We start from the raw sequence: 24866 nt of genomic DNA on the forward strand, positions 1-24866 counted from the left end.
CGGTGGTCAGATGGACGGGTGGAGTGGTTCACCGCGCCCGGGTACGCGCTCAGCCGGCTGGTGCTGCTGCGGCTGCTGGCCGCCGTCTACCTGGTCGCCTTCCTGGCGGCGGCCCGGCAGTTCCGGGCACTGATCGGCGAGCACGGGATGCTGCCGGTGCCGCGCCACCTGCGGCGGCGGGGCTGGTGGGAGGCGCCGACCCTGTTCCAGCTGGGCTACTCCGACCGCGCGTTCGCCGCGCTCGCCCGGGGCGGGGCGCTGCTGGCCGCCGCCGTGGCCGCCGGGCTGGCCGACCTGGTGCCGCTCTGGGGCTCGATGCTGCTCTGGGCGGTGCTCTGGCTGCTCTACCTGTCGATCGTCAACGTCGGGCAGACCTGGTACTCCTTCGGGTGGGAGTCGCTGCTGCTGGAGTCCGGGTTCCTGGCGGTCCTGCTGGGCAATGCCGCGGTGGCGCCGCCGGTCCCGGTGCTCCTCCTGTTCCGCTGGCTGCTCTTCCGGGTGGAGTTCGGGGCCGGGCTGATCAAGCTGCGCGGCGACCGGTGCTGGCGGGACCTGAGCTGCCTGCGCTACCACCACGAGACCCAGCCCATGCCCGGGCCGCTGAGCTGGTACTTCCATCACCTGCCGATGCCGCTGCACCGAATCGAGGCGGCCGCCAACCACCTGGCCCAGCTGGGCCTGCCGCCGCTGCTCTTCGCCCCGCAGCCGATCGCCTCCTGGGCGGCGGGGGCGATGGTTCTCACCCAGCTCTGGCTGATCGCCTCCGGCAACTTCGCCTGGCTGAACTGGCTGACCATCGCGCTGGCCTTCGGCGCGCTGCGGCTGCCCGGCGCGGAGCACCTGGCCACCGCGCGGGCGCCGCTCTGGTACGAGGTCCTGGTGCTGGCCGCCACCGCGCTGGTGGTCGCGCTGAGCTACCGGCCGGCCCGCAACCTGCTCTCCCGCGGCCAGCTGATGAACCACTCCTTCGACCAGTTGCACCTGGTGAACAGCTACGGCGCCTTCGGCAGCATCAGCCGGATCCGCCTTGAGGTGGTGCTCGAAGGCACCGCCGAGGAGCGGCTGACGGCGGGCACCCGCTGGCAGGAGTACGGGTTCCGGGGCAAGCCGGGGGACGTGCGGCGCCGACCGCGCCAGTTCGCGCCCTACCACCTGCGGCTGGACTGGCTGATGTGGTTCGCCGCGCTCTCCCCCGGCTACGCCCGCCCCTGGCTGCGGCCGCTCGTCGAACGGCTGCTGCGCGGTGACCGGGCCACCCTGCGGCTGCTGCGGCACAACCCGTTCCCGGACACGCCGCCGGCCCACGTGCGGGCGGTGCTCTACCGCTACCGCTTCACCACCCCGGCGGAGCGGCGGGCCACCGGGGCCTGGTGGCACCGGACCCGGCTGCGGGTCTACCTGGCCCCTGTGGCGCGACGCTGAGCACCGCTACGGCGCGACGCCGAGCACCACCTTGCCGAGGTTGGCCCTGCGCTCCAGCAGCGCCGCCGCCTGCGCCGCGCGCTCCAGCGGCAGCACGGTCGAGACCGGACGCAACCGCCCGGCCGCCAGCAGCTGCCACAGCTGCGCGCGCACCTCCTCGACCAGCTCCGGGCGGTGGCGGGCGAGCTGCCCCATCGACAGGCCGGTGACGGTGGTCATCGAGCCGAGCACCGCGCCGGCGTCGAGCGTGCCGCCGTGCCCGGCCAGGGCGACCAGCCGCCCGAACGGCGCCAGCGCGGCGTGCGCCCGGGTCAGCACCTCACCTCCGACCCCCTCCAGGACCAGGTCGACCGGCGCGCCCCAGTCGGCGTCCTGGTAGCCGACCACCTCGTCGGCGCCCAGCTCGCGCAGGAACGCGGCCTTCGCCGGCGAACCGGCCGCGGCCACCACCCGCTCGGCCCCCAGCTCCTTCGCCAGCTGCACGGCCAGGTGCCCGACGCCGCCCGCCGCGTTGGTGACCAGCACCGACGCGCCCGCCACCGGCCCACCCACCCGCAGCGCGGCCAGCGCCACCAGCCCGCCGTGCACCACGCCGAGCGCGTCGGCGGCGCTCACCTTCTCGGGCACCGGCGTGAGGGTCAGCGGTGAGGCGAGCAGCTGCTCGGCGTACGCCTCGGCCGCGACCCCGCCGACCCGCTCGCCCACCCGGTACCCCGTCACCCCGGCACCCAGCGCCGCGATCCGCCCGACGAAGCCGCCGCCGGGCGAGCCGGGCAGCGGCGGCTGCCCGGCCCCGCGCAGCTGCTTCAGCAGCATCAGGCTGACGCCGACCGCCTCGGTGCGGACCAGGATCTCGCCGGCCCCCGGCACCGGTGCGGCGACCTCGTCCAGCCGCAGGACCTCTGCGCCGCCGTAGCGGTGGAACCTGACCTTGCGCATGCCGCGCTCCCCCTTCGAAGAACCGTTGGTGCCCCCAACGATAACCCACATCATGGGGATCACCAACGATTTAGGATGTCCCCATGACCGAGACCCCGTTCTCCGACCTGCAGACCCTCCCCAGCTGGCAGTTGGGCCGAGCCGGCGCCCTGGCCCACCGCCTGGTCGCCGGAGCGCTCGCCGAGGAGGGGTGCCGGATGGGCCACCACGCGGTCCTCTGCGCGGTCGCCGAGTTCGGACCGGTGGCCCAGGCGGAGTTGGCGCGACGGGTGCGGATCGACCCGAAGGACATGGTCGGCGTGCTGCGGGAGCTGGGGGCCAAGGGGCTGGTGCTGCGGGAGAAGGATCCGCGGGACGCCCGGAAGAACGCGATCTCGCTCTCGCCCACCGGCGCCCGGCTGCTCACCCGCCTGGCGGCACTGGGCGCCCGGGCCAACGCGGAGCTGCTCGCGCCGCTGGCACCCGCGGAGCGGGAGCAGCTGCTGGCCCTGGTCGCCCGGCTGATCGAGGACCGCGCCTGAGGCGCCTCCACCACTCCGGCACTTCTGTCGATATCAAGTATCTTGACGTCAAGATAGATATCGGGCAGGCTGCTCCGTGATCACCAGAACCGGCAGGACCAGCAGGACCGGCAGGTCACGAGCGGAACGGGGGCGCGCCATGCGAGGGCGACACGGGCGGGCGGAGCGGGCAGAACAAGCGGGGCGGACGGGCGGACTGGTGGCGCAACTGCGGCGGCCGCCCGGCGGGCGGGACGCGCGGATCATGCTGCTCGCGCAGGGGCTCGACCGGGCGGGGACGGGGCTGTGGGCGGCCGCGTCGGTGCTGTACTTCACCTACGTCAGCCACCTGGACGCGCAGCGGGTGGGGCTGCTCCTGGGCCTGGCGGCGGTGGCGGGGATCGCCGGATCGCCGATCGCGGGGCGGCTGGCCGGTCGGTTCCCGGTGCGCGGACTGCTGATCGGCAGCCACCTGCTGCGGCTCGGGACCATGGGCCTGATGCTCGTGGCGCACGGCTTCGCGGCGCTGCTGCCCGTGGTGGCCCTCACCTGCCTGGCCGAGCGGGCGGCCAAGACCCTGGAGATGCTCTTCGCCACCCGGGTCGCGGGCGAGCAGCGGGGCACCTACCAGGCACTCTTCCGCACCGTGGCCAACGCCGGATACGCGGTCGGCGCGGGCCTGGCCGCGATCGGGCTGGCGGTGGGGACGCTCGACGCCTATCGGGCGCTGATCCTGGCCAACGCGCTCTCCTACGCGCTGGCCGCCGCCCTGATCCGGCGGACCCGGGAGCCGAGCGGGCCCGAGCGGGTGGTGGCCCGCTCCGAGGACGAGGGCACCGACGACCCGTCACCCGGGCCCAGCCCCTGGCGGGACCGCGGCTACCTGCTCTTCGTGCTGCTGGACATCCCGATGTGCCTGGACGACTCGGTGCTCAACGTGGGACTGCCGCTCTGGTTGGTGCACCACACCTCCGCGCCGCACGCCTTCGTACCGGCCTTCCTGGTGGTCAACACGGTGCTGGTGGTCGCCCTGCAACTGCGGGTCTCGGCGCGGACCGAGGGGCCGCGGCGGGCGGCGGGCGCGGTGGGACTGCTGGGCGTCACCATGCTCGCCTGCTGCGCGGCGCCGGCGTTCGGCAGCGGCGGCGGGACCTGGACGGCGGTGGCCGCCCTGCTGGTCGCGGCCGTGCTGGTGACGCTGGCCGAGCTGATGCGCTCGGTGAGCTCCTGGGAGTTGGCCGTCTCGCTGGCGCCCGCCAGGGCACGGGCCTCGTACCTCGGGGTGGCGGGCATGTCCCAGTCCATCCAGAAGTCGGCGGGGCCGCCGTTGCTGACCGGCGCGGTGCTGGCCGCGGGACCGGCCGGCTGGCTGGTCCTCGGGACGGCGGTGGCCGGACTCTCGCTGGTGCAGCGGCGGGCCTGCCTGCGGCGGCTGGCGGCCCTGGAGCCGGCGCCGGCCGGCGCGGCCGCGGCGGTGCCGACGCCGGCCGCCGCCCTCTCCTGACTCTCCGTCAGGAGCGCTGGCAGCGCGGGCACCAGAAGAGGTTGCGGGCCGCGTGCGCCTCGGTGCGCACCTCGGTGCCGCAGACCAGGCAGGCCTGCCCGGCCCGGCGGTACACGTAGACCTCGCCGCCGTGGTCGTCCACCCGGGGCGCGCGGCCCATCGCCTCGGGGGTGTGCTCGGGGCGCACCGTGTCGATCCGACCGACCTCGGCGCCCTCGCGCATCAGCTCCACCAGGTCGCGCCAGATCAGCTGCCACTGCGTCCGGCTCACCTCGCGTCCGGCCCGGTGCGGGTCGATGCCGTGCCGGAAGAGCACCTCCGCGCGGTAGACGTTGCCCACCCCGGCCAGCACCTTCTGGTCCATCAGCAGCGCGGCCACCGTGCTGCGACTGCGCGCGATCCGCTGCCAGGCGCGCTCGGGGTCGGCGTCGGCGCGCAGCGGGTCGGGGCCGAGCCGCGCGTGCACGGCGTCCTTCTCGGCGGGGGTGAGCAGCTCGCAGGTGGTCGGACCGCGCAGGTCGGCGTACCGCTCGTCGTTGGCCAGCCGCAGCCTGATCAGGCCGACCGGGTCGGGCGCGGGCGCGGGGCCGAAGGTGACCACGCCGTAGAGGCCGAGGTGGATGTGCAGCCAGGCCTCGTCGAACTCCAGGAAGAGGTGCTTGCCGTCGGCCTCGGCGCCGCGCAGCGTCTGCCCGTCGACCAGCTTCGCGCCCTCGGCGAACCGGCCCTGCGGACTGGCGACGGCGACCGGGCGGCCGCCGAAGGCCGCCCGGTGCTGGGCGGCGAGCCGGTGCAGGATGTGGCCTTCGGGCATGCGGAGCTCTCAGTTCTACGAAGTGCTGTGCTCTACGAAGTGCTGGGCGGCTCAGCGGGGCGGCTCAGTGGGGCGGCTCAACTGGGCGGACCGGCTGGGCGGCTCAGCGGACCGGCTGGCCGGCCAGCCGGGCGGCGATCACCCGGTCCAGCGCCTCGACGGTGGCGGTGACGTCCAGCTGCGAGTTGTCGATGATCGGCAGCCCGGAGTTGTACCAGCCCGCCATCCGGCCGTGGATCAGCGCCACCTCCTCGTCGCTGAGCCGACGCCGGCCGCTGCGCCGCGCGTTGCGGGCCAGCACGACGTCCAGCCCCGGCAGCAGCACCACGGGGATCATCCCGGGGCCGATGTGCCGCTTCCAGCCGCCCAGGCCGATCGCCGGGCGGTCGGGGAAGACGGCGTCGTCGATGACGCAGGAGATGCCGTTGGCCAGGTAGTTGCGGCAGGCGAAGCCGCAGGTGCGGCGGGCCAGCCGGTACTGGGCCTCGGAGGCGCTGTTCCAGCCGGACTGCGGGTCGGCGAAGCCGGACCGCACCCACTCGCGCACGTCGTCCAGGCTGATGTGCGCGGTCGGCGTGGGCCGGCGCTCGGCCCAGTGCCGGGCGACCGTGGTCTTGCCCGCGCCGGCCGGGCCGATCAGCAGCACCGCCAGCGGGCCGGTCTGCCGCTGCGGGGCGGCGGCCGGCAGTTGGACCGGGGCGCCGGTGGGCATCACGAAGTGCCCGGTACCGCCCGGTGGCACCGCGGCCCGCGGCGCGTCGACAGGCACCGGCACCGACACCGGCACCTGATGGACCGTCAGCGGCTGCTCGGGGGCCGGCGCGGGCGGAGGCGGCGGCGGGGGCAGCGCGGGGCGGTCCGGCACGGTGGGGTAGGGCTGCACGCTCTGCCGCGGCGGCGCCGGTGGCGGCGGCACCACCGGGCGTGGGGGCATCCCCCCGGCGTACTGCTGCGTCACGACACACCTCCCGCCGGGAGATTACACGGCGGTCCGGCCGAGAGCCCAGTTCGGGAGGCTCGCGGCCGGACCGGGGTGGGCACGGCGGCGGTCGGTTCAGCGGGTGGTGAGCTGCTCGGCGAGAGCGCGCAGGGCCAGCTCGTAGGACCCCAGCCCGAAACCGGCGATGGTGCCGGAGGCGATCGCGGCGATCACCGAGGTGTGCCGGAACTCCTCGCGCGCGTACGGGTTGGAGATGTGCACCTCGATCAGCGGCGCGGTGCGCTGGGCGGCCGCGTCGCGGATCGCGTACGAGTAGTGCGTGAAGGCGCCCGGGTTGATCACCACGGGGGTCTGCTCGTCGGCGGCCCAGTGCAACCACTCGATCATCTGCTGCTCGGAGTTGGTCTCCTTGACCTCCACCTCGAAGCCCAGCTCCCGGCCGAGCGCGGTGCAGCGCTCGACCAGGCCGGCGTAGGAGGTGGCCCCGTAGACGTCCGGCTCCCGGCTGCCGAGCCGGCCGAGGTTGGGGCCGTTGAGCACCAGCACCCGGCTCACGCGGACACCTCCGCGTAGGCCGCGACCAGCAGCGAGGGGTCCGGGCCCTCCAGCACGGCGGTCTTCGCCAGGCCGTCGAGCACGATGAAGCGCAGCAGGTCGCCGCGCGACTTCTTGTCGACCTTCATCGCGTCCAGCAGCTTGGGCCAGGCGTCCGCCCGGTAGCTCAGCGGCAGGCCGACCGAGGCCAGCACGGTGCGGTGCCGGTCGGCCGTGGCGTCGTCCAACCGTCCGGCCAGCCGGCCCAGTTCGGCGGCGAAGACCATGCCGACCGAGACGGCCGCGCCGTGCCGCCACTTGTAGCGCTCGTTGCGCTCGATCGCGTGCGCCAGGGTGTGGCCGTAGTTGAGGATCTCCCGCAGGCCCGACTCCTTGAGGTCACCGGAGACGACGTCCGCCTTGACCTGGATGGCCCGCCGGATCAGCTCCACGGTGTGCGGCCCGGCCGGGGTCCTGGCGCCCTCGGGGTCCGCCTCCACCAGGTCGAGGATGACCGGGTCGGCGATGAAGCCGCACTTGATCACCTCGGCCAGGCCCGAGACGTAGTCGTGCGTGGGCACGGTCTCCAGCGTCGCCAGGTCGGCCAGCACGCCGGTCGGCGGGTGGAAGGCGCCGACCAGGTTCTTGCCCTCGGCGATGTTGATGCCGGTCTTGCCGCCGACCGCGGCGTCCACCATGCCGAGCAACGTGGTGGGCAGCGCGATCCAGCGCACCCCGCGCAGCCAGCTGGCCGCCACGAAGCCCGCCAGGTCGGTGGTCGCCCCACCGCCCAGGCCGATGATCACATCGGAGCGGGTGAAGCCGGTCTGCCCGAGCACCGACCAGCAGTACGCGGCGACCTCGGCGCTCTTGGCGTCCTCGGCGTTCGGCACCTGGAGCACGATCGCCTCGTACCCCTGGGCGACCAGGTCCTCGCGGATCACGTCGCCGGTGGCCTCCAGCGCCTCCGGGTGGATGATCGCCACCCGCTTGGCCTGGTTGCCGATCAGCCCGCCCAGCTCCCCCAGCAGCTGGTGCCCGACCAGCACGTCGTAGGGGGCGTGGCCGGCCGAGCCGCCGACGTGGATGGTGACGGTGTCGGTGCTCATGCGTCCTCAACTCCAGGCCCGGACGTCAGGTCCAGGGATTCCAGTACGGCGTCGGCGACCTGCTCCGGGGTGAGCCCCTCGGTCGCGACCGTGGCGGCCGCCACCTCCAGGTAGAGCGGACGGCGGCGCTCCATCAGCTCGCGCCACTGCTGGCGCGGGTTGATGGCGAGCAGCGGGCGGGGGGCGTCCAGGCCGACCCGCTTGACCGCGTCGTGCAGCGCCACCTCCAGGAAGACCACCGGTCGCCCGGCCAGCAGCGCGCGGGTGGCGTCCGCCAGCACCGCGCCGCCGCCCAGCGCGAGCACGCCCTGGTGCTCGGCCAGCGCGGCGGCGACCGCCTGCGCCTCCAGGACGCGGAAGTGCGGCTCCCCGTCCTCGATGAAGATCTCCGGGATCGGCTTGCCGGCCCGCCGCTCGATGTCGGCGTCGGTGTCGCGGAAGTCGCAGCCCAGGCGCTCGGCGAGCAGCCGGCCGACGGTGCTCTTGCCGGCCCCGGGCGGACCGACCAGCACCGCGAGCGGCCCGGCCGGTGCGGTGCTGTCCGGTGCGGTGCTGGTCGGTGCGGCCGCGCTCATCGGACGATCAAGTGGTCGAGGTAGCCGCGCACGTTGCGGCGGGTCTCGCTCACGTGGTCGCCGCCGAACTTCTCGCTCACCGCGTCGGCCAGCACCAGCGCGACCATCGCCTCGGCGACGATCCCGGCGGCCGGCACGGCGCAGACGTCGGAGCGCTGGTGGTGCGCCTTGGCCTCCTCGCCGGTGCGCACGTCGACGGTGCGCAGCGCGCGCGGCACCGTGGCGATCGGCTTCATCGCGGCCCGCACCCGCAGCAGTTCGCCGGTGGAGAGCCCGCCCTCGGTGCCGCCGGAGCGGCCCGAGACCCGCCTGATGCCGTCCGCGGTCGGCACGATCTCGTCGTGCGCCTGCGAGCCGGGGACCCGGGCCAGCTCGAAGCCGTCACCGACCTCGACGCCCTTGATCGCCTGGATGCCCATCAGCGCGGCGGCCAGCCGCGCGTCCAGCCGCCGGTCCCAGTGCACGTGCGAGCCCAGGCCCACCGGGGCGCCGTAGGCCAGCACCTCGACCACGCCGCCCAGGGTGTCGCCGTCCTTGTGGGCCTGGTCGATCTCGGCGACCATCCGCGTCGAGGCCTCGGGGTCCAGGCAACGCACCGGGTCCTCGTCGAGGCGGGCCTCGTCGGACGGCAGCGGCAGCACGCCGGCCGGGGCCTTGGCGGCGCCCAGCTCGACCACGTGCGAGACGATCTCGATGCCGCAGGTCTCCTTCAGGAAGGAGCGGGCCACCACGCCGAGCGCGACCCGGGCGGCGGTCTCCCGGGCGCTGGCGCGCTCCAGGATCGGGCGGGCCTCGTCGATCGAGTACTTCTGCATGCCGGCCAGGTCGGCGTGGCCGGGGCGGGGCCGGGTCAGGGCCTCGTTGCGGGCCAGGCCCGCCAGGATCTCGGCGTCGACCGGGTCGGCCGACATGACCTGCGCCCACTTGGGCCACTCGGTGTTGCCGACCATGATCGCCACCGGGCTGCCCATGGTCTCGCCGTGCCGCACCCCGCCGAGGAAGGTCACCTCGTCCTGCTCGAACTTCATCCGCGCGCCGCGCCCGTAGCCGAGCCGGCGCCGGGCCAGGGCCTGCGCGACCGCCGCGGTGGTCACGGGCACGCCGGCGGGCAGGCCCTCCAGGGTGGCGACCAGGGCGGGGCCGTGCGACTCCCCCGCCGTGAGCCAGCGCAACGTACCCAACGGTGCTCCTTCGTCAGCGGTCCGGTCGCGGCGGGGCGGTGCCGCGGCCCGACCGGGCCTTGGTCTGCGACGTGATCCGACTTGATCAGTCCAGCCTCGGGCCTGCCTGGCAAGCCCTGCCCCGAATCCTTTCACGTCCGGGGAGCGCGACGGGCCCCGGTCCGGGGAGCGGACATCGACCTGGCCGGACTAATCAGGCAGAATGGTTGTTCGACTGCGGCACCGCAGCCACCGGACGAGACGCGCCGTACCCGGACCGACAAGACGACGCAGCCCGTTGGAGGGTGCCGTCATGGACGTCATGGAACAGGCCGTGCAGATCTTCGGCTCGATCCTCATCCTGATCCCGTTCGCGCTGGCCCAGTGGGGGCGCCTGGACGCGCGGGCCCGGGGCTATCTGCTGCTCAACCTCTGCGGCTCGGCGATCCTGGCCGTCCAGGCGGCGCTGACCGCGCAGTGGGGGTTCCTGCTGCTCGAAGGCGTCTGGGCGGTGGTCTCACTGACCGGGCTGATCGCCGTGCTGCGCGGCCGGGCGCCGCGCGCGGCGCACTGACCCGCCGCCGGTGCCTCAGGCACCATCCGCGAACGCCTCGCGAACGCCTCAGGCACCCGCCGCCAGCGCCGCCTCGCCCGCTGCCCGCATCGCGGCCAGCGGGCCCGGGGTGCGCCCGGTGAACCGCTCCCACTGCAGCACCGCCTGGTGCACCAGCAGGTCCAGCCCGCCGAGCACGGTCCCGCCGCGCTCGGCGCAGGCGGCCGCAAGCGCGGTCGGCCAGGGGTGGTAGAGCACGTCGAACAGGGCGCCCGGGGTGGCGGTCAGGCCCGCCGCGAAGGCGTCGGTGGCGCCGACCGGGGTGGTGGAGACGGTCAGCGGACCGGCCAGCGCCTCGGCCCCACGGGCCCAGTCGGCGGTGCGCACCGCCACGCCGAGCCGCTCGCCCAGCGCGCTCATCTCGCGGGCCCGCTCGGCACTGCGGACGTAGACCGTGACCTCGGCGGCGCCCAGCAGCGCCAGTGCGGCCAGCGCCGAGGAGGCCGTGGCCCCCGCGCCCAGCACGGCCGCCGCCGGCACCCGCTCGATGCCGCGCTCGCGCAGCGCCGCCACCAGGCCCGGCACATCGGTGTTGTCCCCGATCCGCCGCCCGTCGGGCGCGAGGAGGAGCGTGTTCACCGCGTCCACGGCCAGCGCGCTCGCGCTCACCTCGTCCAGCAGCGGGATCACCGCGCGCTTCAGCGGCATGGTCAGCGAGAAGCCCGCCCAGTCGCCCGGCCGGAGGTCGGCGAGGAAGCCGGGCAGCGCGGCCTCGGTCACCTCGAAGCGGCCGTACTCCCAGTCGTCCAGACCCAGCGCCCGGTAGGCCGCGTTGTGCAGCACCGGGGAGAGCGAGTGCGCGATCGGCGAGCCGAGCACGGCCGCGCGGTGGTGGATGGTCACGAGCCTGGTCACCTTTCCTGCCGGACAGAGCCGGTTTCCTCCCGGCCGGCGCCGGTTTCCTGCCGGCCGGCGCCGGACGCAGCCGGCGCAGCCGGACCAACCTACCGGCCGCGGCGCACCCGCTACTTGCAGGTGAGGTGCTCCGCGTCGAACCCCTGGCCGTGGTCGGTGCAGTACTCCTTGACGTTCTGCGAGTGCTCGTCCTTGGTGCTGGAGAACCGCGTCTCGGTCGGGCTCATCGCGATGAAGAAGATCCAGCCGCCCGGGGTCGGGTTGAGCACCGCCTGGATCGCGGCCTCGCCCGGGTTGGAGATCGGGGTCGGCGGCAGGCCCGGGTTGATGAAGGTGTTGTACTTGTTCGACGCGTCATTGATCTGCGCCGAGGTCAGGGTCTTGGAGCCCACCGAGTACTGCAGCGTGGTGTCCATGCCGAGCACGTGCTTGGTGAGGTCCTTGGTGAGAGGGCCGTTGAGCCGGTTGCTGATGACCCGGGCCATCTTGCCGAAGTCGGCGACGTTGTTGCCCTCCGCCTGCAGGATGCTCGCCTCGGTGATCACGTCGTAGGCGTTCTTCAGGCCGATCGTCGGGGCCGCGGAGTCCAGGTTGAGCTGGCTGTACTCGGTGAGCGCGTTGCTGACCATCTGCTTGAGCAGGTCCTCGGGCTTCATGCCCTGGGCGACCGAGTACTTGGTCGGCCACAGGAAGCCCTCCGGGTTGCCGTTCGCGTAGGACGGCAGGCCCAGGTTGGCCGCGTTCGCCTTCGCGGCGGCCGCGGCGGTGCCGGCGGCGAGCTTGAGCTTGGTGTCGATCATCGCGTAGATGTCCGACGCCTTCTTGCCCTCGGGGATGATCAGCGAGTCGCCACCGGCTTCGCTGATCATCAGCGCCACCGCGGCGTCCCCGGACATCTCCTTCTGCATGTCGTAGTAGCCCGGCTGGATCGGCTTGCCGGCCTTGGCGTAGGCGTTGTTGAAGGCGCCGGTGCTCTTGACCACGTCGGCGTTCTTCAGCACGACGGCCATGTCGCCGGCGGACGAGCCGTCCAGGATCTGGACCTGCACCTTGCCCGTGCCGTTGCCCTGGAAGTCGGCCGGCGGGGCGATGGCGTGCTTGTAGGCGCCGTAGCCCCAGTAACCCGCGCCGCCGAGGCCACCGAGCAGGACCAGGGCCACCACCAGGCAGGCGCCGCTGTTGCGCAGGCCCGACTTCTTTCCCTTGGCCTTGCGGTCGGCCTGGGCCTCCTGGCTGTCGTCCTCGCCGCCCAGGAAGGAGTCGTACTCCTCCTCGCCCTCGGCGTAGTCGCCCGCGGTGCCGTCGCCGTCCTCGTGGAACGCCTCGCCCTCGGCGTGCTCGCCGTCCTCGGTGAACTCGCCTTCCTCGGCGTAGTCGCCCTCGTGGAAGTCGCCCTCGTGGAAGTCGCCGTCCTCGGCGTACTGCTCGGCGGCGGGCCGATCGCCGGCCTCCAGCGCGGCGGCCTCGGCCTCCCAGTCGATCCCGTCAGGGCCGGGACCGGACGGCCGGGGGGCCGCCGGCGCGGGCTGAGCGGGCTGAGCGACCTGCTGGTGCGGGATCTGCTGTTGGGGGAACTGCTGGTGCGGGGCCTGCTGGTGCGGGATCTGCGGCTGCTGCGGCTGCATCTGCTGCGGCGCGAGGTGCGGCTGCTGGTGCATCGGCGGCACCTGCTGCTGCGGGAACGGCTGCTGGGGCTGCAGCTGTTGCGGCATCTGCTGCTGCGGCTGCATCTGCTGGGGGAACGACTGCTGCGGCGCCTGCTGCAGCGGCATCTGCTGCGGCATCTGCTGGGGGATCTGCTGCTGCGGGTAGCCACCCTGCTGCGGGTAGCCCTGCTGACCGACGTACCCGCCCTGCTGCTGGGGGTAGCCGCCCTGCTGCTGCGGGTACGGCTGGTAGACCTGCTGCTGCGGTTGCTGCTGAAGCTGCTGGTCCTGCTGCCACTGCTGCTGCTGCGCGTACGGATCCATCGGCACGTACGCCTGCTGCTGCCCGTACTGGTCCTGGCCCTGCACCGGGTACTGGTGCCCCTGCCCGTACGGCTCCTGCGGGGGGTACTCCTGCTCCCCGGGGACGGCGGCCTGCTGCTCACCGTAGCCGGGCTCGGCGTCGTGCCACGGCTGGGAGCCGTAGCCCCGACCCAGATCAGTCATCGATTCCCTTAGGCCGACGGAGACGGACGGTTGATCGGACCGACCGTCCGGGACGGCGTCCCGGCGGTGCCTCGAACCGGCGTGCTAGCGCAGCGCCTGAGGGGAGACGTTACCGTACCGCACGGTACCCCTCAGGCCCTCCTCCTCGCGCTGCGTACCCGCAACGGCCCGCCTCAGTGCCCGCTCGGTGCGGGCGAGCCAGTGGGCGAACCACTGGGCGAGGCACCGTGCTTGGCCTGGTAGGCGTTGAACTCGTCGACGTTCTTGCGCTGCTGCTGCTCACTGTCGGTGAACCTGGTGTCGCCGGGTCGTACTGTGACGAAGTAGATCCAGTCCCCCGCCGCCGGCTCCAGCGCCGCGTGCAGCGCGTCGGGCCCGGGGTTGTCGATCGGGGTCGGCGGCAGGCCCGGGGCCCGGTAGGTGTTGAAGGGCGAGTCCAGCTGGGTGTCGGTGACCGAGGTGTGCAGCGTGGTGCGGCCCAGCGCGTAGTTGATGGTCGAGTCCAGTTGCAGCGGCATGGCGCGGGCCAGCCGGTTGTAGATCACCCGGGCCACCTTGGCCATGTCGTCCGGGTTGTCCGACTCCCCCTGGACCAGGCTGGCCACCACCAGGGCCTGATAGGGCGTCAGCCCACCGGTCATCGGGTGGTCGAGGCCGGCGTCCGAGTAGGCGCCGGTGCCGCGCTTGACCATCTCCTGGAGCAGCCCGAGCGCGGTGGTGTCCTTCGTCACCGTGTAGGTGGAGGGGAAGAGCAGGCCCTCGATGTTGCCGCCCGCGTAGTCGGGCAGGCCCAGCTCGGCCAGGTGCTGCTTGGCGATCTGCTCGGTGCTGCCGGCCGGCAGGCCGAGCCGCTGGTCGACGGCCGGATACACCTGGCTGGCCCGACGGCCCTCCGGGATGGTCAGCGCGTTGGCGTTGGCCGGGTTGTCGAGCACGCCCAGCGCGGCCTGCGAGGACATCCGGTGCTTGAGCGCGTAGGTGCCGGGCTGGATCCGGGTGCTGCCGACCCCGGTGCCGGCGGCGTCCACGAAGCCTTCGACACTGGCCACCACCTGGTTCGCCTGCAGCAGCCGGCCGATGGTGGTCAGGGTGGCGCCCTGCGGCACGGAGATCTCCACCACGGCGCCGCTGCCGGCGCCGGCGAAGTCGGCCGGCCTGGTCGGGCCGGAGCGCGTGAAGAACGCGCGGGCGGTCAGCAGCGCGCCCCCGACGAGCAGCACGAGCAGCAGCAGGGTCAGACCGCAGGCCAGCCTGGTGCGGTCGGGCCGGGTCGGCGGCGGCTCGTCCTCGCCGCCGGGCTCGGCCTGCGGGTCGAGGTCGGCCGCGAGGTCGGCCGCGGTCGCGTGCCACGAGGTCGGTGCGGCGGGCGCCCCGGCATCTGCGCCGGAGGGCAGCGGCTGCGGCTGCGGCTCCTGCGGCGGGGCACCGAGGTGGCCCGGCGTCAGGCCGGGCATCGCGTCCTGGTCCATCGCGTCAGCCCCTGGTGTCAGCCCCGCCCGGTCAGCGATGGGGCCCGTCCGGACGCGTCCGGACGGGCCCCTGATCAGACATTAGGACCGGCTGATCAGCTGGTCGGCGCGACACTCTCGCCGGGTGCCCGGCCACTCACCCGTTCGGTCTCCAGCGCGCTCTGCAGGATCACCACGGCGGCGGCCTGGTCGATCGCCGCGCGGCCCTTCTTGGCCTTCACGCCGGAGGCGCGCATGCCCTGGGCCGCGGTGACGGTGGTCATCCGCTCGTCGACCAGCCGCACCGGCACCGGCGCGAGCAGCGCGGCGAGCCGGCCCGCGTAGCCGCGGACCTTCTCGGCCGCGGGGCCCTCCTTGCCGTTGAGCGAGCGCGGCAGGCCGACCACCACCTCGATCGCGTCGTACTCCTCCACGATCGCCTTGAGCCGGGCCTGGGAGCGCCCCCCGGCGGGGACCGTCTCCACGGGCGTGGCGATCAGCCCGTCGGGGTCGCAGGAGGCGACCCCGATCCGGGCGTCGCCGACGTCGACGGCGATCCGCCGGCCCCGGCGCCAGGGCGTGGGCTCCTCGGCCCCGGACGAGGGCGGCAGCTGCTGCTCCATCAGACGGCGCGCTCGGTGACCAGGGCGCGCACGGCCTCGATCGCCTCGCCGACGGCGGCCGGGTTGCTGCCACCGCCCTGGGCCACGTCGTCCTTGCCGCCACCGCCGCCGCCGAGGGTCTTGGCGGCGGTGCGCACCAGCTCACCGGCCTTGACGCCGCGGGCGCGGGCGTCCTCGTTGGTGGCGATCACGGTGAGCGGACGGTCGTTCACCACGGTGAAGGCGGCGACCACGGCCGGGCGCGAGCCCAGTCGGTTACGCACGTCGAGGACGAGCTTGCGCAGCTCGTCCGCGCCGGTGCCGTCGGCCACCCGGGCGGCGACCAGGGCCACGCCCCGGACGTCCTCGGCGGCCTCGGCCAGGCCCGCGGCGGCGGCCAGCACCTTCTCCGCGCGGAACTTCTCGATCTCCTTCTCGGCGTCCTTGAGCTTGCCGAGCATGCCGGCGATCTTCTCCGGCAGCTCCTCCGGGCGGCCCTTGACCAGCTCGGTCAGCTGGGCGACCACGGTGTGCTCACGGGCCAGGAACTTGTAGGCGTCCACGCCGACCAGCGCCTCGACCCGGCGCACGCCGGAGCCGATGGAGGACTCGCCGAGCAGCTTCACCAGGCCCAGCTGGGCGGTGTTGCCGACGTGCGTACCACCGCAGAGCTCCTTGGAGAAGTCACCGATGGTGACCACCCGGACCGCGTCGCCGTACTTCTCGCCGAACATCGCGATGGCGCCCTGCTTGCGGGCCTGGTCCATCGTCATCACCTCGGCGGTGACGTCGAGCTCGCGGGTCAGCACCTCGTTGATCTTCTGCTCGACATCGGTCAGCACGCTGCCGGGCACGGCGGCCGGCGAGCCGAAGTCGAAGCGGAAGCGGCCCGGGGCGTTCTCCGAGCCGGCCTGGGCGGCCGTGGGGCCGAGCGCGTCGCGCAGGGCCTGGTGCGTCAGGTGGGTGGCGCTGTGGGCGCGCGAGACGGCGCGGCGGCGGTCGGTGTCGATGGTGGCGTAGGCCGAGGCCCCGAGCACCACCTCGCCGAAGAGCACGCCGCCGGAGTGCACGACCACGCCGGGCACCGGCTGCTGCACGTCGCGGATCTCCACCACGGCGCCCGAGTCGAGCCGGATCCGGCCGTGGTCGGCGAGCTGGCCGCCGCCCTCGGCGTAGAACGGGGTGCGGTCCAGGACCAGTTCGACCTCGTCGCCCTCGGTCGCGGCCGGGGCCGGCACGCCGTCCACCAGCAGGCCGACCACGGTGGCCTCGCCCTCGGTGGCGTTGTAGCCGGTGAAGACGCTGGCGCCGGACCGGTCCGCCACCTCGCGGTAGGCGGCCACGTCGGCGTGGCCCATCTTCTTGGCCTTGGCATCGGCCTTGGCCCGGTCCCGCTGCTCGCCCATCAGGCGGCGGAAGCCGGCCTCGTCGACCTGCAGGCCCTGCTCCTCGGCCATCTCCAGGGTGAGGTCGATCGGGAAGCCGAAGGTGTCGTGCAGCTGGAAGGCCTTCTCGCCGGAGAGCGCCGGGTGACCGGCCTGCTTGGCCTCGGTGACGGCGGTGTCCAGCAGGTTGGTGCCGGCCCGCAGGGTCTGCAGGAAGCGGTTCTCCTCGGCGACCACCACGGTTTCGATCCGCTTGCGGTCGGTCTCCAGCTCCGGGTACTGCGGAGCCATCGCCTTGATGGAGACGTCGATGAGCTCCTTGGCCACCGGCCCGGTGGCACCCAGCAGGCGCATGTTGCGGATGGCGCGGCGCAGGATCCGGCGCAGCACGTAGCCGCGGCCCTCGTTGCCGGGGGTCACGCCGTCGCCGACCAGCATCAGCGCGGTGCGGATGTGGTCGGTGACCACGCGCAGCGAGACGTCGGACCTGTGGTCGGCGCCGTAGGTGTGGCCGGTCAGCTCGGCGGCCCGGTCCAGGATCAGCCGGCTGGTGTCGATCTCGAAGAGGTTGTCGACGTCCTGCAGGATCGCGGCCAGGCGCTCCAGGCCGAGACCGGTGTCGATGTTCCTGCTCGGCAGGTCGCCGAGGATCTCGAAGCCGTCCTTGCCGTCGCCGTGGCCGCGCTCGTACTGCATGAAGACCAGGTTCCAGATCTCCAGGTAGCGCTCGCCGTTGACGGCCGGGCCGCCCTCCTCGCCGTAGGCGGGGCCGCGGTCGTAGTTGATCTCCGAGCACGGGCCGCACGGTCCGGGCACGCCCATCGACCAGAAGTTGTCCTTCATGCCCAGGCGCTGGATCCGCTCGGCGGGCACGCCGATGACGTCGCGCCAGATCTGCTCGGCCTCGTCGTCGTCCTGGTAGACGGTGATCCAGAGCTTCTCCTTGGCCAGGCCGTAGCCGCCGTCCGCGACGGAGGAGGTGAGCAGCTCCCACGCGAACTTGATGGCCCCTTCCTTGAAGTAGTCGCCGAAGGAGAAGTTGCCGCACATCTGGAAGAAGGAGCCGTGCCGGGTGGTCTTGCCGACCTCCTCGATGTCCAGCGTGCGCACGCACTTCTGGACACTGGTGGCCCGGTCGAACCGGGGCTTGACCTCGCCCAGGAAGTACGGCTTGAACGGCACCATGCCGGCGTTGACCAGCAGCAGGGTGGGGTCGTCGGCGACCAGGGACGCCGACGGAACGACGGTGTGGCCGCGCTCCTCGAAGAAGCGCAGCCAGCGGCGGCGGATCTCTGCCGACTCCATGAGTGGTCCTTCCGGTTAAGGGTGCTTGTCCCGGCGCTGTTCGAGCTGACGGGGCGTTGACGCGATGACGTGGGGGGTGATGGTGCGCGACGGGGGCAGGGCGGCGACCGGGGCTCGGCCCGGGGCCGCCTTGATAGCTCGGCGCGCGGCGGGGCGGGGCGGCTCGACCACCGCGGTGCCGTCCAGGCCGAGGTCGGCCCGCAGTTGCTCCTCGCGCTCGGCCATGCCGGCCCGCACGTCCAGCGCGAAGCGCTTGGCCGTGTCGCCCAGGTGCAGGGCCCCGCGAGCGGCGGCGCCCGACAGGCTGTCAGGGGTGAGTCGGCGGGTCGCCTCGTTCGCCTTGTTCATGGCCCAGACGGCGGCGCCCGCGCCAACCGTCATCCAGAAGATGCGTCGTACCACGGTGCATCAGCCCTTCACGGCTCGCCGGACCCGGGACAGCAGCCCGCCCCTGGGGGCGGTGGCGGCCCGCACCTCGGCGCGGATCAGCTGTGCCAGCGCCTCGCGCTCGCTGCTCTGCTGAGGGAGCGTCACGGTGTTCTGCTGACGGTTGACGGCCTTGCGCACGCCGTAGCTGAACGCCGCCAGCTTGACCAGCGGACCGCCCAGGGTGGCCGCCACGGTGGAGGAGAGCGCGTTGGCGTTGGCGGCGGCGTCCTGCACGTTGGCGGTGATGTCGTCGACCCGCTCCAGCTGCTCGTGCGCGCTGCGCACGGCGGCGCTGGCGTCGCTGAGCAGCGGAACGGCCTGCTCGGTGACGGCCGAGACCAGCACCGTGGCCTCACGCAGCACCTTGGAAAGGCGCACCAGGACGACGGCGAGCAGGGTGACCAGCACGGTCCAGCCCACGGCGACCAGCAGACCGGCCAGCTCTCCCACGGACACCCGCGTGCTCCCTTCACTCCTCAGAGTGGAACCCTATCGCGCTCAGGGGCCGATCCCGACCGGATAAGCGCTGACCACGCGGCCTGCCGGCGGCCGGAACGCACGGCGCCCCCGCAGCCCGAAGGCTGCGGGGGCGCCGCGGAGGTACCGGAGTACCAGGGGTCAGCGAGAGTAGTACTCGACGACCAGCTGCTCGTCGCAGATCACGGGGACCTCACGACGCTGCGGCTCACGGTCCAGGCGGAAGGCCAGCGCCTTGAGGTTGACCTCGAGGTACTTCGGGGTCTGGCCCTCGCCCGCGTAGCCACCCTCACGGGCGACCTGGAACGGGACCTTCTCCTTGGACTTCGTCTTGACCGTGACGACGTAGCCCGGCTTCATCTGGAACGACGGCTTGTTGACCTTGCCACCGTTGACCTCGATGTGGCCGTGCACGACCATCTGACGGGCCTGGTAGATGGTGCGGGCGATGCCCGAACGCAGGACCAGGGCGTCGAGACGGGTCTCGAGCTGCGCGATGAGGGCCTCACCGGTCTTGCCGGAGACCTTCTTCGCGCGGTCGAACGCGCGCGCCATCTGCTTCTCGCTCAGGTCGTACTGAGCGCGCAGACGCTGCTTCTCGAGCAGACGGACCTTGTAGTCCGAGTTCTGCTTGCGGCCACGGCCGTGCTGGCCGGGCGGGTACGGGCGGGCCTCGAAGTACTTGACGGACTTCGGGGTCAGCGGCACGCCAAGGGCACGCGCGATCTTGACCTTGGGACGCTTCTGGTTCGGCACGGAACCATTACCTCTTTCAGTGTGCGAATACGGCTTCACCAGGTGTTGACGGAGGTCGCCTCTCGCGGTCCGGAGAATAACCACCCGGGGGTGGTCAGCCGCTCTCCGAGGCCGGGCACTGACGTGCATGCACACGCGCCCGCTGGGGGCACGTGACACCGATAACGGTGCGCGACGCTCCTGGCAGCTCCCGCGGAGGGGGCTGCGGGCCGGTGTCCCGCTGGTGGTGGCCGGTCAGCGGTGGAGACTGCTGCCGGACCCGGGACAAGGCACTTCGACCGAGTATACGCGCCGCTCAGTCGCCCTTGAGCCGGGCCCTGGTCCACTCCGCGACATCCGCGTAGCGGGCCTCGCCGCCGTGCCGGGTCGGCTGGTAGTACGCCTTGCCGTGCACCGCGTCCGGCGCGTACTGCTGGGCGGCGATGCCGCCGGGCAGGTCGTGCGGGTACTGGTAGCCCTGGGCGTGGCCGAGCTTGGCGGCACCGCCGTAGTGGCCGTCGCGCAGGTGCGGCGGGACCGGTCCGGCCAGGCCCTGGCGGACGTCGGCCAGCGCCGCGTCGATGGCCAGGTAGGCGGCGTTGGACTTGGGCGCCAGCGCGAGCGCGATGGCCGCCTGGGAGAGGATGATCCGGGCCTCCGGGAAGCCGATCAGCGCCACCGCCTGGGCGGCCGCCACGGCGGTGGGGAGCGCGGTCGGGTCGGCCAGGCCGATGTCCTCGCTGGCGGAGATCATCAGGCGGCGGGCGATGAACCGCGGGTCCTCGCCGGCCTCGATCATCCGGGCCAGGTAGTGCAGGGTGGCGTCCACATCGCTGCCGCGGATCGACTTGATCAGCGCGCTGGCGACGTCGTAGTGCTGGTCCCCGTCCTTGTCGTAGCGCACCGCGGCCTGGTTGACGGCGGTCTCGGCGGTGACCAGGGTGATCTCGTCCGCGCCCTGCTCCAGCGCCGCCCCGGCGGCCGCCTCCAGCGTGGTCAGCGCCCGGCGGGCGTCGCCACCGGCCAGCCGCACCAGGTGCTCCTCCGCCTCCTGGCCGAGCGCCACGCTGCCGGCCAGCCCGCGCTCGTCGGCCACCGCGCGGCGCAGCAGCGCGCGGATGTCCTCGTCGGTGAGCGACTGCAGGGTGAGCAGCAGCGAGCGGGAGAGCAGCGGGGAGATCACCGAGAAGTACGGGTTCTCGGTGGTGGCGGCGATCAGGGTGACCCAGCGGTTCTCGACGGCGGGCAGCAGCGAGTCCTGCTGGGCCTTGGAGAAGCGGTGGATCTCGTCCAGGAAGAGCACCGTCTCGCGGCCGCTGAGGCCCACCGCTCGGCGGGCCCCCTCGATCACCGCGCGCACCTCCTTGACCCCGGCGGTGATCGCCGAGAGCTCGACGAACCGCCCCTCGACGCCCTGGCTGATCACGTGCGCCAGCGTGGTCTTGCCGGTGCCGGGCGGACCCCAGAGGATCACCGAGCTGGTCGCGGCCGGCCCCTTGGAGCCGCTCACCAGGCGGCGCAGCGGCGAGCCCTCGGCCAGCAGTTGGCGCTGCCCCGCCACCTCGTCCAGCGTGCGCGGGCGCATCCGCACGGCCAGCGGCGCCCGCCCTGGCTCGCTGGCCTGGCGCTGCTCGGCGGCGGCGGTGAAGAGGTCCGGTTCGTCCACTCCGCCACCCTATGCGAGCGGGCCGACAGCCCGGCGGCGCCGCCCGCCCGCAGCGCGCGCTACGGTGATCACCGGGGGCACACGGCCAGGGGGGACGGCACTGATGGACCATGCGCGGCCGCACGGGGACGACCGGCTGGCGGCGGAGGGCGAGGTCGCCTTCACCCGGCTGGCGCTGGACAGCGGCGAGCTCGCGCACGCGGCGGAGCACCTGGCGAACGCGCTGGCCCTGGATCCCGCGCTGCCGGAGGCCTACCAGGCGCTCGCCGAGCTGACCGCCCGCTGCGGCTCCCCGGCGGCCGCGCTCGCCTGGTTCCCGCTGGAGCGGCCGACCATCGGCGCGGCGGCCTGCCACGCCCAGCTGCTGACCGCCGAGGGGCGCTGGGACGAGGCGCTGGTGCTGCTCGCGGCGATCCTGCGCGAGCAGCCGGACCGCCCGTGGGCCTCGGTGGCCTGGCTGACCCGCCCCGACCTGCCCGAGCTGCTCGACCCCGACGCGGTGCGGCAGGCGGTGGCCGCGCTGCTCGGCGGCGGGCTGCCGGAGCCGCTGCCGAAGGCGACGGCCGAGGCGCTGCGCCCCTTCTACCGAGCGGTGCGGCGGTGCACCGAGGCGGCGACCGGGCAGCCGGACCTGCTCACCATCAGCTCCGGACTGGCCCGGCGGTTCGGCGACCACCACCTGGCCGTCGACCTGGCCCGGCGCGCGCACGCGCTGGCCCCGGGGCACGCCAGCGCCGTCATGCTCGGCTACGCGCTGCGCGGCGCGGGCCGGCCCGAGGAGGCGCTCGCGGTCTGGCGGGCCCGGCTGGCCGAGGACGACTCCGACCGGTCACTGCACGTGGACGTCGCCGAGCTGCTGACCGAGCTGGGCCGCCCGCGCGACGGGCTGCGCTGGCTGGAGTCGGCCCTGGCGGCGGAGCCCGACCACCCGCAGGCCGGGCCCGCGCTGCACGGCGTGCGGTACGCGATCGACGGGGACGGCAGCCACCTGGCCGCCCTGGTCGACCACCTGCGCGAGCACCCCGAGCACGGCTACGCCGCCACCGTGCTGGCCCGGTGCAGCGAGGGGCGCGCCTGGCTCGGACAGGTGTCGGAGCCGGGTGAGGCGGTGCTCGGGCCGATGCGCCACGTGCTGGCGGGCAAGGCCGGGCAGGTCACCCGCAGTGCGCTCTCCGCGCTGGAGCCGGCCAGCGCGCTGCTGACCGTGCGGCGGGTGCTGCCCGACATGGAGCTCAGCGTGCTGTCCGTCCCGGAGCCGGATCTGCGCGAGCCGCTGCGCGAGGTGGGCGTGCGGGTCTGGCGCTACCGGGGCACCGAGGCGCTCCCCGCGGTGGCGCCGCCCAGCGCCGCGGCCGCCGAGCTGCTGCGCGGCACGGCCGCGCCCGCCTGGCCGCACCTGCTGGCCGCCTACGACCACGCGGTGGCGCTCTCCGGGCTGTCGCTGGCGGACCTGCTCGGCTGCCTGGCCCACCCGCCCGAGCCGGCCGACGACGAGGACGGCCGACGGCTGGCCCTGCGCCGGCCCGACCTGTGGATCCGCGCGGCGCAGACCTTCGCCTGCCTGGGGCTGACCCACCATCAGGCCGACCAGCCGTGGGCCTCCTCGGACCGCCGCCGGGTGCTGGCGGACCTGCTCTTCGGCCCGGAGGACTGGGTCACCGAGTCGGCGGCCGTCGCGCTGGTGGCCGTCGCCTGGACCGACCCGGCCGCCCGGCAGGACGCCGCCGAGCTGGTCGCGCAGCGGATGCGGGCCGCGGTCGAGGCCGCCCGGTCACGCGTGGTGACGGTGCTCGACTCGCTCTGCCGGCTGACCCTGGCGATGCCCGGCCTGGAGCCCGAGGTACGGGCGCCGGCCCGGCAGGCACTGGACGCCCTGGCGGCCGCGTCGGCGCCGGGCCGTGCGGCGGCCCCGGCCTCGGGCCCGGCCGGCCGCTCGGCGCTCGGGCCCGCCCAGGGGCCGGGCCGGTGGCTCGGTCAGGGGCCGGCCCGGCGCCTGGGCCGCTGGCTGCGGCGCCGGCTGCGGCGGCTGCCGCACCGCTCCGGCGAGCCGTCCTGACGGCTCGCCGGATGCGCACGGCGCGGGAGCGTCACGCGTCGGCCCGGGCCAGCACCTCGGCGAGCGAACGCCAGATCTCGGCCGTGAGTTCGGTGTTGGCGGCTTCCCCCGAGCGGTGGGTCAGCGCTTCGATGTCGGCGATGGCGCTGCGGTCGCCGTCGATGATCCGCAACTGGCACAGGAGCAGCTCGTGCCGGATCTGGTCGCGGAAGGCGAGGTGGCCGGGCGCCAGTGCCACGCTCGCACAGAGCGTTCGAGCGAGGTCGACGTCCCCTTGGTAGAAGGCGAGCCTGGCGCGGAGCGCGCAGTGCTCGTGACTGTGCAGCGGCACTCCGATGAGGTCGACCGCCGGCCGTGCCTCCTCCAGGTGCCGAGCCGCCTGCGAGAGGTCGCGCGGGGTCATCTGCAGATAGAGGGAGGCGGCCGCGAGGCGGAGCCGGGTCCACAGTCTCAGGTTGTCCGTGCTGCCCAGTTCGTCCATGGCACGCTCCAGGAGTGGAGCGCCCTCGCTGTGGCGGCCCTGGCGCACCCGCAGGCTCGCCATGGTCCACAGCGCCTCCACCCGCAGGCTGCTGGACACATCCGTGATCAGCGCGTTCAGCCGGTCGGTGTGCGTGTCCGCGTCGGCGAGGCTCCCCGTCTCGGCCTCGATCGAGATCAGCACCAGCAGGGCCTGCACGATCTCGGTGTGGCTGTGCCCGTGGCTCTCCGCGATCTCCAGTGCCTCGCGCGCGGCCAGGCCGGCGGACCGCAGGTCCCGACCACCGGAGCGCTGGGCCCTCGCCATGGCGACCCGGGCCCGCGCGCGCAGGTCCGGCAGGCCGATCTGATCGCTGAGTTCGACGAGTGTCCGCAGTGACATGAGGTGGGTCTCGGTCTCGGCGTGTATCTCCTGCCAGCGGGCCAGCACCCACAACGCGTGCCAGCGCAGCGCCGGGTCGGCGTCCTGTTCCCGGGTGTACACGTCGAGCAGCCGCTGGGCCGACTCCTCGCTCTCCGGACCGGACGCCGTGCAGGCCAGGACATGCGCGAGCGGGTGCGGATCGGTCTTCCGGAACGCCGACGCCGGCACGCTCAGCTGGGCACAGAGGTAGGCGACGGCGCGCGCTGTTGGCGGCCGGGCCCCGGATTCGAGTCGCGACAGGTAGGCCGTGGACATGCCGGGGCCTGCGAGCTGCGCCTGCGACAATCCGTGCGCCGATCTGAGCGACCGGAGTCGGCGTCCGAATTCTGGCTGTTCGAGCGTGTCGCCCCTGACATGATCCATGGCACAAACTCTGCCACAGATTTCACGTCATGAGTCAAACTCGCTCTTCCGGTTGCCAGATCTGGCAACCCCGCGTGGTCTCCCCCCGAGGGTTGCCCGGGCGATGGCCTACGAGGTGGGGACGGGCGTGGGCCAGTCGATCTCGTTCGTCGAGCCCGAATCGGGCTGGACGGCCGTGTGCGGCCGCGACTGCGGCTGCGGCCGGTTCGCGGCCATGGCGGTGGGCGTCGCTGCCATGACCAGCAGGGCAACGAGGACTGCGAGACGGTGAGCGAACTTCATGGTTGGTTCTCCGATATCCCGTGCGTGACCAGATCCGCGCACGTTTCCAGCCGGCTCCCCCCGGAGCGCGGCCCGTGCCGCGGATCGCTGTTGTCA

The 24866-nt window shown here is 73.7% G+C and carries 23 protein-coding genes and 1 riboswitch; of the genes, 5 read left to right on the plus strand and 18 right to left on the minus strand.

The window, feature by feature from the left end; all coding sequences use genetic code 11:
- Positions 1-18 precede the first annotated feature (18 nt).
- Positions 19-1422 carry a lipase maturation factor family protein gene (locus tag OG455_RS06080; protein WP_266290996.1) on the plus strand — a complete coding sequence of 468 codons (1404 nt, stop codon included), beginning with the start codon at positions 19-21 and terminating at the stop codon, positions 1420-1422.
- Positions 1423-1428: 6 nt separating this feature from the next.
- Here OG455_RS06080 and OG455_RS06085 read toward each other — a convergent pair whose 3' ends face one another.
- Positions 1429-2361, minus strand: coding sequence for an NADP-dependent oxidoreductase (locus OG455_RS06085; protein WP_266290998.1), 933 nt, complete (start codon positions 2359-2361; stop codon positions 1429-1431).
- A gap of 83 nt (positions 2362-2444) precedes the next feature.
- On the opposite strand from OG455_RS06085, the gene OG455_RS06090 reads away from it, so the two are divergent.
- Together OG455_RS06090 and OG455_RS06095 are read left to right on the plus strand one after the other, a co-directional pair.
- The gene (locus tag OG455_RS06090) at positions 2445-2882 is read left to right on the plus strand and encodes a MarR family winged helix-turn-helix transcriptional regulator (protein ID WP_266291000.1); all 438 of its coding nucleotides are present in this window, start codon (positions 2445-2447) and stop codon (positions 2880-2882) included.
- A gap of 199 nt (positions 2883-3081) precedes the next feature.
- On the plus strand, positions 3082-4365 hold the full coding sequence (locus OG455_RS06095; RefSeq protein WP_323185427.1) for an MFS transporter: 1284 nt from the start codon (positions 3082-3084) through the stop codon (positions 4363-4365).
- 7 nt (positions 4366-4372) lie between these two features.
- On the opposite strand, the gene OG455_RS06100 is transcribed toward OG455_RS06095, so the two are convergent.
- From OG455_RS06100 to aroC, 6 genes are all read right to left on the minus strand, one after another.
- A complete protein-coding gene (locus OG455_RS06100) occupies positions 4373-5179 on the minus strand; it encodes an Fpg/Nei family DNA glycosylase (RefSeq protein WP_266291004.1) in 807 nt (268 codons plus the stop codon).
- 103 nt (positions 5180-5282) lie between these two features.
- Positions 5283-6137 (minus strand): AAA family ATPase, encoded by an 855-nt coding sequence (locus OG455_RS06105; RefSeq protein ID WP_266291006.1) that lies wholly within the window; start codon positions 6135-6137, stop codon positions 5283-5285.
- A gap of 96 nt (positions 6138-6233) precedes the next feature.
- A complete protein-coding gene (aroQ, locus tag OG455_RS06110; RefSeq protein ID WP_266291008.1) occupies positions 6234-6674 on the minus strand; it encodes a type II 3-dehydroquinate dehydratase in 441 nt (146 codons plus the stop codon).
- Complete coding sequence (gene aroB, locus OG455_RS06115; RefSeq protein ID WP_266291010.1) at positions 6671-7762, minus strand: 3-dehydroquinate synthase; 1092 nt, start codon at positions 7760-7762, stop codon at positions 6671-6673. The genes aroQ and aroB overlap by 4 nt, the downstream gene beginning before the upstream one ends.
- On the minus strand, positions 7759-8337 hold the full coding sequence (locus OG455_RS06120) for a shikimate kinase (RefSeq protein WP_266291012.1): 579 nt from the start codon (positions 8335-8337) through the stop codon (positions 7759-7761). The genes aroB and OG455_RS06120 overlap by 4 nt, the downstream gene beginning before the upstream one ends.
- The gene (gene aroC, locus OG455_RS06125; protein WP_266291014.1) at positions 8334-9518 is read right to left on the minus strand and encodes a chorismate synthase; all 1185 of its coding nucleotides are present in this window, start codon (positions 9516-9518) and stop codon (positions 8334-8336) included. Before aroC ends, OG455_RS06120 begins: the two co-directional genes overlap by 4 nt.
- A gap of 209 nt (positions 9519-9727) precedes the next feature.
- Positions 9728-9792: riboswitch (guanidine-III (ykkC-III) riboswitch) on the plus strand.
- Positions 9793-9810: 18 nt separating this feature from the next.
- Between aroC and OG455_RS06130 the strand changes: the two genes are divergently transcribed.
- Positions 9811-10071, plus strand: a complete 261-nt coding sequence (locus tag OG455_RS06130; protein ID WP_266291016.1) for a hypothetical protein — start codon at positions 9811-9813, stop codon at positions 10069-10071.
- 48 nt (positions 10072-10119) lie between these two features.
- Here the strand turns inward: OG455_RS06130 and OG455_RS06135 are convergent, their stop codons facing one another.
- From OG455_RS06135 to OG455_RS06175, 9 genes are all read right to left on the minus strand, one after another.
- Entirely contained in the window at positions 10120-10953 is an 834-nt protein-coding gene (locus OG455_RS06135; RefSeq protein WP_266291018.1) for a shikimate dehydrogenase, read from the minus strand.
- Positions 10954-11075: 122 nt separating this feature from the next.
- Positions 11076-13118, minus strand: coding sequence for an endolytic transglycosylase MltG (gene mltG, locus OG455_RS06140; RefSeq protein ID WP_266291020.1), 2043 nt, complete (start codon positions 13116-13118; stop codon positions 11076-11078).
- A 173-nt stretch (positions 13119-13291) separates the two neighbouring features.
- A complete protein-coding gene (mltG, locus tag OG455_RS06145; protein ID WP_266291022.1) occupies positions 13292-14587 on the minus strand; it encodes an endolytic transglycosylase MltG in 1296 nt (431 codons plus the stop codon).
- A 95-nt stretch (positions 14588-14682) separates the two neighbouring features.
- Complete coding sequence (ruvX, locus tag OG455_RS06150; protein WP_266291024.1) at positions 14683-15189, minus strand: Holliday junction resolvase RuvX; 507 nt, start codon at positions 15187-15189, stop codon at positions 14683-14685.
- Positions 15189-17858, minus strand: a complete 2670-nt coding sequence (alaS, locus tag OG455_RS06155; RefSeq protein ID WP_266291026.1) for an alanine--tRNA ligase — start codon at positions 17856-17858, stop codon at positions 15189-15191. Before alaS ends, ruvX begins: the two co-directional genes overlap by 1 nt.
- 15 nt (positions 17859-17873) lie before the next feature.
- The gene (locus OG455_RS06160; RefSeq protein ID WP_266291028.1) at positions 17874-18260 is read right to left on the minus strand and encodes a DUF6167 family protein; all 387 of its coding nucleotides are present in this window, start codon (positions 18258-18260) and stop codon (positions 17874-17876) included.
- Positions 18261-18266: 6 nt separating this feature from the next.
- The gene (locus tag OG455_RS06165) at positions 18267-18743 is read right to left on the minus strand and encodes a DUF948 domain-containing protein (protein WP_266291030.1); all 477 of its coding nucleotides are present in this window, start codon (positions 18741-18743) and stop codon (positions 18267-18269) included.
- Between the two features lie 162 nt (positions 18744-18905).
- Positions 18906-19520: a 30S ribosomal protein S4 gene (gene rpsD, locus OG455_RS06170; protein WP_266291032.1), complete on the minus strand. Its 615-nt coding sequence runs from the start codon at positions 19518-19520 to the stop codon at positions 18906-18908.
- Between the two features lie 295 nt (positions 19521-19815).
- Positions 19816-21165, minus strand: coding sequence for a replication-associated recombination protein A (locus tag OG455_RS06175; RefSeq protein WP_266291034.1), 1350 nt, complete (start codon positions 21163-21165; stop codon positions 19816-19818).
- Between the two features lie 103 nt (positions 21166-21268).
- Between OG455_RS06175 and OG455_RS06180 the strand changes: the two genes are divergently transcribed.
- Positions 21269-23221 carry a lipopolysaccharide assembly protein LapB gene (locus tag OG455_RS06180; protein ID WP_266291036.1) on the plus strand — a complete coding sequence of 651 codons (1953 nt, stop codon included), beginning with the start codon at positions 21269-21271 and terminating at the stop codon, positions 23219-23221.
- 31 nt (positions 23222-23252) lie between these two features.
- On the opposite strand, the gene OG455_RS06185 is transcribed toward OG455_RS06180, so the two are convergent.
- Both OG455_RS06185 and OG455_RS06190 read right to left on the minus strand, forming a co-directional pair.
- Complete coding sequence (locus OG455_RS06185) at positions 23253-24488, minus strand: helix-turn-helix domain-containing protein (protein ID WP_266291038.1); 1236 nt, start codon at positions 24486-24488, stop codon at positions 23253-23255.
- A 108-nt stretch (positions 24489-24596) separates the two neighbouring features.
- Positions 24597-24725 carry a hypothetical protein gene (locus tag OG455_RS06190; RefSeq protein ID WP_266291040.1) on the minus strand — a complete coding sequence of 43 codons (129 nt, stop codon included), beginning with the start codon at positions 24723-24725 and terminating at the stop codon, positions 24597-24599.
- Between the last annotated feature and the right edge of the window lie 141 nt (positions 24726-24866).

Origin of the sequence: Kitasatospora sp. NBC_01287, from assembly GCF_026340565.1 — a bacterium.
GTDB lineage: Bacteria > Actinomycetota > Actinomycetes > Streptomycetales > Streptomycetaceae > Kitasatospora.